This is a genomic window from Rhodoferax sp. GW821-FHT02C08 (genome assembly GCF_059421805.1).
The window spans coordinates 154,891-164,591 of sequence record NZ_JBWKVR010000012.1 but is presented as its reverse complement, the minus strand read 5'-3'; the positions used below and the strand labels follow the sequence as shown (position 1 = coordinate 164,591).

Annotated in this window: 6 protein-coding genes and 1 pseudogene; 3 read left to right on the top strand and 4 right to left on the bottom strand. The window is 62.4% G+C overall.

Annotated elements, in window-relative coordinates:
• Positions 1-163: 163 nt before the first annotated feature.
• The 4 genes and pseudogenes from AC07VY_RS16185 to AC07VY_RS16170 form a co-directional block, all read right to left on the bottom strand.
• Positions 164-667: pseudogene (locus AC07VY_RS16185) on the bottom strand (MgtC/SapB family protein); the annotation flags it as partial.
• Between the two features lie 27 nt (positions 668-694).
• Positions 695-3,373: a magnesium-translocating P-type ATPase gene (mgtA, locus tag AC07VY_RS16180; RefSeq protein ID WP_495098204.1), complete on the bottom strand. Its 2,679-nt coding sequence runs from the start codon at positions 3,371-3,373 to the stop codon at positions 695-697.
• Between the two features lie 196 nt (positions 3,374-3,569).
• Positions 3,570-3,788, bottom strand: coding sequence for a hypothetical protein (locus tag AC07VY_RS16175; RefSeq protein WP_495098205.1), 219 nt, complete (start codon positions 3,786-3,788; stop codon positions 3,570-3,572).
• A 377-nt stretch (positions 3,789-4,165) separates the two neighbouring features.
• Positions 4,166-6,142, bottom strand: coding sequence for a secretin GspD/PilQ domain-containing protein (locus tag AC07VY_RS16170; protein ID WP_495098206.1), 1,977 nt, complete (start codon positions 6,140-6,142; stop codon positions 4,166-4,168).
• A gap of 355 nt (positions 6,143-6,497) precedes the next feature.
• Here AC07VY_RS16170 and AC07VY_RS16165 point away from each other — a divergent pair, with 355 nt between their 5' ends.
• The 3 genes from AC07VY_RS16165 to AC07VY_RS16155 all read left to right on the top strand — a co-directional run bounded on the left by AC07VY_RS16165 (position 6,498) and on the right by AC07VY_RS16155 (position 9,695).
• Positions 6,498-8,066, top strand: coding sequence for a trypsin-like serine peptidase (locus AC07VY_RS16165; protein WP_495098207.1), 1,569 nt, complete (start codon positions 6,498-6,500; stop codon positions 8,064-8,066).
• Positions 8,067-8,193: 127 nt separating this feature from the next.
• Positions 8,194-9,018 (top strand): undecaprenyl-diphosphate phosphatase, encoded by an 825-nt coding sequence (locus tag AC07VY_RS16160; RefSeq protein ID WP_495077100.1) that lies wholly within the window; start codon positions 8,194-8,196, stop codon positions 9,016-9,018.
• Entirely contained in the window at positions 8,988-9,695 is a 708-nt protein-coding gene (locus AC07VY_RS16155; RefSeq protein ID WP_495111319.1) for an HAD family hydrolase, read from the top strand. The genes AC07VY_RS16160 and AC07VY_RS16155 overlap by 31 nt, the downstream gene beginning before the upstream one ends.
• Positions 9,696-9,701: the final 6 nt, after the last annotated feature.

Below are 9,701 nucleotides of genomic sequence, written 5' to 3'. Positions count from 1 at the left end.
ACTGCCCGAGAAGGCAACTGCCCTACGGGTTGGGGAGAAATCGGGCGATTTGCCCGCCATCACCCTTGCATGGGCAGAGAGCCCATGCTGCAGGCGCTGACAGCCAACTCATCCCGATTGCTCCCCAACGCGGCCCCAAAAAGACCTTGAGCAGGTTCTTTCAGATCGCGTAGACGGTGTAGGTGGCTTCGCTGGTTTCCTCGTTCACCGGGCGGCGGTTGATGCGGTTGACCACCGGGCGCAGTAGCGTGTTGCTGGCCAGCACAAACAGCGCCGCCAGCGCGGCCTCGGCCACCAGGCCGGAGCCGGCGCAGGCCCCCACGGCACCCGAACCCCACAGAGTGGCGGCGGTGTTCAGGCCGGTCACGTTGGCGCCTTCTTTCATGATGGCACCCGCACCCAGAAAGCCTATGCCCGACACCACATAGGCCACGATGGTGACGGCACCTTGCCCGCCGCCATGCAGTTCAAACAGCCGGTCGCCCAGCGAGACAAAAATGGCGGCGCCTACCGCAACCAGGGTGTTGGTGCGCAGGCCTGCGGTGCGCTGGCGCACCTGGCGTTCCAGGCCAATCATGCCGCCGAGCACAAAGGCCGTGGCCAGACGGATGAGGGTGTCCAGCAGCGCCAGAGCATCGAAATATTGCAGAGCTTCCAGTGTTTTCATGCGGTGTTATCGTTTCTATAAATGGTCTTATTGCCAGCCAAATTTGCGGATGTAAAACTGCTTCAGCCATGTCGTCAGGACCATATAGGCCAGCAGAATCGCCCCTAGCCACGGGAAGTAGGACAGCGGCAGCGCCTGCAGTTTGAAATACGCGGCCAGCGGCCCCATGGGCAGGAAAATGCCGGCCGCCATGGTCAGCACCGTCATCAGCATCAGTGGCCAGGCCGCGCGGCTTTCAATGAACGGAATCTTCGGCGTGCGGATCATGTGCACGATCATGGTTTGGGTGAGCAGGCCCACCACGAACCAGCCCGACTGGAACAGCGTTTGCTGGGCCGCGTTATTGGCTTTGAAGACGAACCACATCAGCACAAAAGTGGTGATGTCGAAGACAGAGCTGATGGGCCCGAAGAACACCATGAAGCGGCCGATGTCGGCCGGGTTCCATTTCAGCGGCGCCTGCAGCAGCTCGTCGTCCACGTTGTCAAACGGGATGGCGATCTGCGATACGTCGTACATCAGGTTTTGCACCAGCAAGTGCAGTGACAGCATGGGCAAAAACGGTATGAATGCGCTGGCCACCAGCACCGAAAACACGTTACCAAAGTTGGAGCTGGCCGTCATGCGGATGTACTTCAGCATATTGCTGAAGGTCTTGCGGCCTTCGATCACGCCTTCTTCCAGCACCATCAGGCTTTTTTCCAGCAGGATCAGGTCGGCGGCTTCCTTGGCGATGTCCACCGCGCTGTCTACCGAGATGCCGATGTCGGCGGCACGCAGCGCAGGCGCATCGTTGATGCCATCGCCCAGAAAGCCCACCACATGGCCGTTGGCCCGCAGAGCGCGTACCAGTCGTTCCTTGTTCAGCGGCGATAGTTTGGCAAACACATTGCGATGCTCCACGGCATGGGCTAGCGCGGCGTCGTCCATCTTGTCGATCTGGTGGCCGAGCAGTACGCCCTGCACCTGCAGACCCACCTGTCGGCAGACCATGGCGGTGACGAGTTCGTTGTCGCCGGTCAGCACCTTCACCGCCACGCCGTAGTCCGCCAGGGCCTTCAGCGCCGGAGCGGTGGATTCCTTCGGCGGGTCCAGGAAGGCGACGTAACCCAGCAGCGTCAGCCCGGTTTCATCGGCCACCGCATACACGGTGTGGCTGCTTGGCGTCGTCTTCATGGCGACGGCCACGACGCGCAGGCCTTCGGCATTCAGCTGGCGGGTGACGTCCTGGATACGCAGCAGCATGTGCGCGTCCAGCGGAACGTTCTGCCCATCTACCCGCACCTGGGTGCAGACCGAGAGCATTTCCTCCACCGCGCCTTTGCAGATGAGTTCGTGCTGGTCTGGCTGTCCGCACACCACCACCGACATGCGCCGGCGCTGGAAGTCAAACGGCACCTCGTCGATCTTGCGGTAGGCCTGCGCCAGTGGCGGGCTGGCTTGCAGATCCACATGGTTCAGCACCGCGCGGTCCAGCAGATTCTTCAGGCCGGTCTGGTAGTAGCTGTTCAGGTAGGCGTACTGCAGCACCTGTGCGGAAGTGTTGCCGAACACATCGGTGTGGCGCTCCAGAACGATTTTGTCCTGGGTCAGCGTGCCGGTCTTGTCGGTGCACAGCACGTCCATGGCGCCGAAGTTCTGGATGGCATCCAGGCGCTTGACTACCACCTTGCGGCGCGACAGGATGACAGCGCCCTTGGCCAGTGTGGAGGTGACGATCATCGGCAGCATTTCAGGCGTCAGGCCCACGGCGATGGACAGGGCAAACAACAGGGCCTCGGCCCAGTCGCCCTTGGTGAAGCCGTTGATCAGCAGCACCAGCGGCGCCATCACCAGGGCAAAGCGGATCAGCAGCCAGCTGACGCTGTTCACCCCTGCCTGGAAAGCGGTGGGTGCGCGGTCGCTGCGGGTGACGCGCAGGGCCAGGGTGCCAAAGTAGGTGTTGTTGCCGGTGGTGACCACCAGGGCCAGGGCGGAGCCGGACACCACGTTGCTGCCCATGAAGAGCAGGTTGGCCTGTTCCAGCAAGTTGTCGCTGCCCGAGCGGCGCTCGGCAAACTTTTCCACCGGCAAGGATTCGCCTGTCATGGCCGACTGGCTGATGAACAGGTCCTTGGCGCTCAGTACCCGGCAGTCCGCCGGGACCATGTCGCCGGCCGACAGCTGCAGCAGGTCGCCGGGTACCAGCTGCTGGATGGGCAGCTCGGTGTATGTCGGCGGCATGTCCGCATGCGCCGCGTCCCGCCGCAGTGCCGTAGCCGTGTTGCTGACCATGGCCTTCAACTGGGCAGACGCGCGGTTGGAGCGGCCTTCTTGCACAAAGCGGATCAGGGTGGACAAGACCACCATGCTGCCGATTACCACCGTACCTTTGTCGTCGTCGGTCAGATAGGACACGCTGGCCAGCACCGTCAGCAGCAGGTTGAACGGGTTGCTGTAGCAGCGCCACAGATGCAGCCGCCAGGGGGCGGGCTTTTCATGTGCCACCTCGTTGGGGCCCACCTGCTCCAGCCGGCGTGCGGCCTGCGCATGCTCCAGGCCGTTGGCCTGCGTATCCAGCCGGGTCAGCAGCGCCGGCACGTCGTCCATGGCGGCGCGCAGCATCAGGCGGGAGAGGTGGGTGGCCGAAGCCGGTTCGGTTTGGGCTGGTGTGCCAGCTCGGCGGCGCAGCAGCGCAGCGCGGGGATCGAGGGTGTGGAACAGCATGGGTTTCTCCTGGCGGCCGTGGCCCAGGAGCAAACGCCTCACGTGTTCAGGTGAGCCGGTGCCTCCAGGTCAGGGCCGGATGCGAGGGTTGGAAATAAATGGCAGTGGTGATGAGAAGGCGGCGCATGCAAGCGCCTACTGGGTGACGGGTCCATGGGACATCTCCTTTGCCAAAAATAGCTTGGTGCTCAGGGGCTCAGCGTGAACCCGCAAAAGCCTTGCTGTGCTGCAGTTGTAAAAAGCAGCGCAAGCGGTGGGTGGGCCAGACGCAGCCGTGGTCCAGCGCGTTGACGGCGTCCAGGGTCTGGACATCCGTCTTGGTTGGGGGCGCATGCAGCGGCGTGGCCGCAGCCATTGCGGCGTGGGTGGGCGTATGGGCAGCCAGGTCCCGGCGGGGGGCAAAGGGTAAAGGCATCGCGCGCTCCTGTGCAAAGCAGGGCGCCCGAGCGTTGACGGAGCAGCAATGAGTCGCCGGCAAAGACCAGGCTTTGCCTCAGCAACTACAAGCAATGGGAAGGGAGTACGGCTACTTTCACACGGTGGGCTACACCGTCTGAAAGTGGTTCTGGCGGCTGTCTTGGCAGCCCCACAACCACAGATAACGTGGCGTCAGATGGCTGATAAGACAGCGGCTATCGCGGATACCGCGGCACGCTTCACATCACAACAACTACTGGCACTGTCCACGTTGGGCACTCCAAAATTAAGATGGGCGGATTATTGCGGTGCAGCATGGATACGTCAACCATGCTATTCGCAAATTTACTTAACTTTTGAGAGTCTGTTCACAATCTATTGGGCGCCAGAGGCGCTGGGCGGCAGCAGGGGCAGGCTGGTGTCTGGCGGCAGTTGGTGGATGTCCATCGGCATCTCCTTCTGCTTGGCGCGGATGTAGTCGTAGCGGTCCAGCGATAGCGCGTCGGCGGCGTTCTCATCGGCCATCACCACCGGCCGCAGAAACACCAGCAGATTGGTCTTTTTGCGTGTGCGGCTCATGCTGCGAAACAGTGCGCCGAGAAAGGGCACATCCGCAATGCCAGGTACCTGCGCCGCGTCGTCGGTGTGGCTGTCTTCGATCAGGCCACCGAGCACAATGGTTTTGCCGTTGTTGACCATGACGGTGGACTCGATGGAGCGCTTGTTGGTGGTAGGCCCGGTAGTGGAGCTGGTGGATGCCACCGACGACGACTCCTGGTAGATGGTCATGCGGATGCTGCCGTTCTGGCCGATTTGCGGGCGTATGCGCAGGGTGATGCCCACGTCCTTGCGTTCGATGGTCTGGAACGGGTTGGAGCTGGTGCTGGTGGTGTACGAGCCGGTGATGAAGGGCACGTTTTGCCCCACTACGATCTTGGCCTCTTCGTTGTCCAGCGTCACGATGTTGGCGGTGGACAGGATGTTGGTGCCGGTCATTTCCTCCAGTGCCTTGGCCACCGTGCCCAGGGTCAGGGTGGTGCTGCTGCTGACGTCGAATAGCGAAGCCCATTGCACGCCCAGGTCCACGGTCTTGGTGGCGTCCACCTCCACCACCAGCGACTCCACATATAACTGCGCGCGGCGCGAGTCCAGTTGCTCGATGATGGGGTACATCTCGCGGAAGCGGGGCTCGGGCGCGGTGATGATCAGGGCATTGCTGGCCGGGTCGGCCTGGATGCCGCCGCCGGTGGAGGGCTGGGCCGTGGCGGTGACGGGTGCGCTGGCTTGTGAGCTATCACTGCTGCTACCACTGCTCGAACTGGAGCTATTGCTGGCGACCTGGGCCACGCTGGGTGTGCTGGTGCTGCCGGAGCTGCTGCTACTGCCGCCGCTGGTCGAGTCCGTTGGGAAGGCGGCACGCAGCACCTTGGCCAGGCGGGTGGCGTCGGCATTCTTCAGGTAGATCACCCGCACATTGCTGTTCGCCCGGGGTCGGTCCAGCCGGGCCACCAGAGAGCGTATGAAGGCCAGTTGCGCCAAGTTGGGCGCACGCACCAGCAGGCTGTTGCTTTGCGTGTCCGCAAGTACCGAGGCGCCGCCGCTGGAAGCCGTGGCCGTGCTGGCAGCTGCAGGGGCGGTGGCTGCGCCCGGGCTGGGCGTGGCGGCGGCGCTGCTACTGGTGCTGCTAGTTTTGCCGCCGGAGCTGTCGGTCAGGCGCTGCACGGTTGCGGCCAGGTCGGCTGCCAGCGCGTGCTGCAGGGGCATGACCTCCACATCGGTGGCGCTGGGAGTGTCCATCGCGGCAATGATGGTACGCAGCCGGCCCAGGTTGTTGGCGTAGTCGGTGATGACAAGGGAGTTGTTGCCGCTGTTCACGTTGATCACGTTGTTGGCGCTGATCAGCGGGCGCAGCACCGACACCAGGTTGTTGGCGTTCTCATAGTTCAGCTTGAAGATCTCGGTGACGATCTGGTCGCCGCGTTGCGGGCCAGCGTCCAGCCGCACCGACTCGGACTGCAGCTTGCCCTCGGTTTCGGGCACGATTTTGTACAGCCCCGCCGTCTCCACCATGGTGTAACCCTGCATACGCAGGGCCGCCAGAAATTGGTCCCAGGCCTTGGCCGGTGTGATGGGCGTGTCACTGCTCAGCGACAGCGTGCCCTTGACGCGCGGGTCCACCACCAGGTTGCGGCCGGTGATGACGGCCAGGGTGCGGGCAACGGCCTCTATCTCGGCGTTGGAGAAATTCAGTGTGATGGCTTTCGATGCTGGTGCTGCCGCCAAAGCGGGGAACGCCGGGCTCTGCAGTAACAGGACCAGCCCCAGAAGGGAAACGCGGGAGAAGTAGGGCATCGGAATCGGGTGGCGCGTAGAAGCAAGAAAGGGCGGCAGAGCGGCGTGTGCCTGCTCTGCGGCGGTGAATCGCCCACGGGGTGTTTGCAACCGGGGGCCGGCGCATTCTGCGTCCACCATGTGGAGGAAATATATGCCTTGTGTATGGCTTTATGAAGCCACCGGGTAATCGCTGCCTGAATGGTTGGTTGCGCTTCAAATTTAATAGCTGTCCTCGTTGTATTTATATGCGGCAGAGTGACTTTTTTCTGAATATTTAAGATTGTGTAAAGAGTGGGTGTCTGTGGTTGGGCTAGGCCGTGAACACGTGTCTGCAGTACGTATGATTGGCGCAATTGCTTTACGGAGATGGTGAATGGCAGATGTTTTGAAACTGGGAGCCTGGGCGGCAGTGCTTGTGCTGGCGGGCTGCGGCGGCGGTAGTGGTGGAGGTTCTTCCTCCACGACCACCACGACGACAACGACTACGACGACCTGTTCCTCGTCCGCGCTGGATGGCGTGAGTAGCGTAGCCAAATCGGCGTCGCTGGATACCGCGGTGCAGGTCGAACCCATGCTGAGCCAGGGCTCCGATGTTTCGCCCATCCAGGCGCGCAGCGGCACGGCCATCAACGCCTGGTCGATCAGCCTGGGTACGTTGAGCCAGGCCCGCCTGGCCGAGGTGTCACAGAGCAGCAGCATCGGCGTGCCGCGCCGTATCGGCCTGGCACGCGACGTGGTGTTGACCGCCAGTGTGGACAGCACGGCCGCGGTGCTGGGCTGGCAGAGCACGGTCAGCGGCGGCCAGCGCGCGGCCATCAGTTTCAGCTCCGAAGACGCCAAGGGTCTGCGCCTGGGTATGCTGGTGAAAAGCCTGCCTGCCGGCGCTACGGTGCGCGTCTATGCGCAGGATGCAAGCACGGCCTATGTGGTCTCTGGCCAGACCGTGCTGGATGCCGTGCAGCGCAATCTGGACAGTGGCGACAGCAGCGACAACGCGCGTACCTACTGGACTCCGCTGGTGCAAGGCCAGGAGGCCACGCTGGAGATAGAGCTGCCCGCCCAGGTCGCCACCAGTACGGTGCAGATTGCCGTGCCTCGCCTGTCGCATCTGGTGGTGTCGCCGCTGGATTCCAGCACGGTCACCGCCCGTGCCATTGGTAGTTCAGGCAGTTGCGAGGTTGATGTGAACTGCAACAGCAGCTATAGCAGCAAGGAGAGCAATGCCGTGGCCCGCATGGTGTTTGCTTCCGGCGGCACGCTGTACCAGTGCTCGGGTACGCTGCTGAACGATACAAGCTCCAGTGGCACGCCGTACTTTCTGTCGGCCAACCACTGCATCTCCACCCAGACCGAGGCCAGCAGTCTGCAGACCTACTGGTTCTACCGCTCTGCCAGCTGCAACAGTACTGCGCTGAGCTCGTCTTCCACGACCCGCATCGGCGGCGCCACCTTGCTGTATGCCAACAGCGGAACCGATACCTCGTTCATGCGTCTGCTCGACACGCCGCCTACGGGAGCCATGTATGCGGGCTGGTTGGTGGACCCGGCCACCATAGGTGCCACCGTGGCTGGCTTGCACTTCCCCGAGGGCGATCTGGAGAAGGTCAGCACCGGTACCGTGGCTTCGTTCCAGTTGTGCAGCCAAATAAGCTCCACGTCGCAGAGCCGGACTTGTTCCGTGTCCAACGTGACCAGCGGCAATTTCCTGAATGCGGTGTTCACCAGCGGCGCCACGGAAGAGGGCAGCAGCGGCTCGCCGCTGTTCCAGACCTCGTCCAGTGGTGGCCACTATCTGGTGGGACAACTTTTTGGTGGTGATTCCAGCTGTACCAACCAAAGTGGCAGCAATATTTACGGCCGCTTCGACCAGGCCTACAGCGCGGCGCTGAGCCAGTGGTTGGGTAGCACCGGCACCAGCGCGAGCAGCACCTGCGGCAGTTGATCGCTGCGGGGCAGGTTCGGGCCTGCCCTGCGCACAGGGTGTAAAGAAAAGCAACGCGCCCGAGTCCCGTTTGTAGTGTCTTGTCGCGCTGTGATAATCGCTGCACAACAGTTTTTAGGGAGCGTGCGTGGACATTATTTTGCTGATCAAAGCGACCATCATGGGCATTGTGGAGGGGCTGACCGAGTTCCTGCCCATCTCCAGTACCGGCCACCTGATCCTGACTGGCACCTTGCTGGGCATGACGGATGACAAGTCCAAGGTGTTCGATATCGCCATCCAGACAGGCGCCATTCTGGCCGTCATCATCGTTTACTGGAAGCGTATCTCAGGTTCGGTGAGCGAGTTTTCCACCAGTCCCAAGGCACGCAGTTTCGTGTTCAACGTGGCGCTGGGCTTTTTGCCTGCCGGCTTGATTGGCTTCTTCGTCTACAAGAAGATCAAGGACTATCTGTTCAATGCCCCGGTGGTGGCGGCGGCCTTCATCGTCGGCGGTCTGATCATTCTGTGGGTGGAGCGCTACGCCAAGCCCAAGGCCCGTGTGCAAGACATCGACGACATGACCGCCTGGGATGCTGTCAAGGTGGGCTTTGTGCAATGCCTGGGCATGATCCCCGGCACCAGCCGCTCGGGCTCCACCATCATCGGCGGCATGCTCTTGGGCCTGTCGCGCAAGACGGCTACCGACTTCAGCTTCTTCCTGGCCATTCCGACCCTGATCTCTGCCGGTGGCTACAGCCTGTGGAAGGAGCGGGCCTCATTGTCCATGGCCGACTTCCCGCTGTTCGCGGTGGGTTTCATCGTCAGCTTTCTGGCGGCCTGGCTGTGCATACGTTGGCTGCTGCGCTACATCGCCAACCACAGCTTTGAAGTGTTTGCCTGGTACCGCATCGCCTTCGGTCTGGTGGTGTTGGCCACTTGGTGGACCGGCACAGTGAACTGGGCGGCGTAAACCGGATGGTGGCCATGCGCATAGATGCCGTCATTTTTGATGCCGACGGTACCCTCGTGGACAGCGAGGAGCCGGGCATGGAGGTGATGTTCGAGATGGCCCGCGCCCACGGCGTGGACCTGACGCGTGCGCAGGCCTTCCAGCAGTTCCGTGGGGCGCGCATGGCGGATTGTGTGGCCTGGATTGCGTCGCAGTTGCCGTCCACCTCACCGGCCTCGTCACTGGCATTTCAGGCCGATTTCACGCTGCAGGTGCGCCGTCAGATGGAGCTTCGCTTCCGCCAGGGCCTGGAGGCCTTGCCAGGGGCCCTGGCGCTGCTGCAAAGTCTGCAATTGCCATTCTGTGTGGCCACCAACGGCCCGCGCGCCAAGGTGGAGCTGACGCTGGGCCTGACGGGGCTGTTGCCCTTGTTGGGCGAGCGCATTTTTTGTGCTTACGAAGTGGGCTCTTTCAAGCCCGACCCCGGGCTCTTCCTGCATGCGGCCCAGGCCCTGGGCGCACAACCCCGCCATTGCGCGGTGGTGGAAGATAGCCTGCCCGGTGTACAGGCCGGGCTGGCCGCAGACATGCAGGTATTTTGCTTACACCCGCGTGAAGGCATGCCTGCGGAGATGGCCGAGCGGGTTGTCTTTATCGATGGACTGGCTGCGCTGCAGCCCTTTTTTACTCAGCACTGAGTTAGG

Coding starts and splice junctions, on each gene's coding strand:
- mgtA (WP_495098204.1), bottom strand. CDS start 3,373: ATGCTGTTCCACACCCTCGATCCCCGCGCTGCGCTGCTGCGCCGCCGA.
- AC07VY_RS16165 (WP_495098207.1), top strand. CDS start 6,498: ATGGCAGATGTTTTGAAACTGGGAGCCTGGGCGGCAGTGCTTGTGCTG.
- AC07VY_RS16175 (WP_495098205.1), bottom strand. CDS start 3,788: ATGCCTTTACCCTTTGCCCCCCGCCGGGACCTGGCTGCCCATACGCCC.
- AC07VY_RS16170 (WP_495098206.1), bottom strand. CDS start 6,142: ATGCCCTACTTCTCCCGCGTTTCCCTTCTGGGGCTGGTCCTGTTACTG.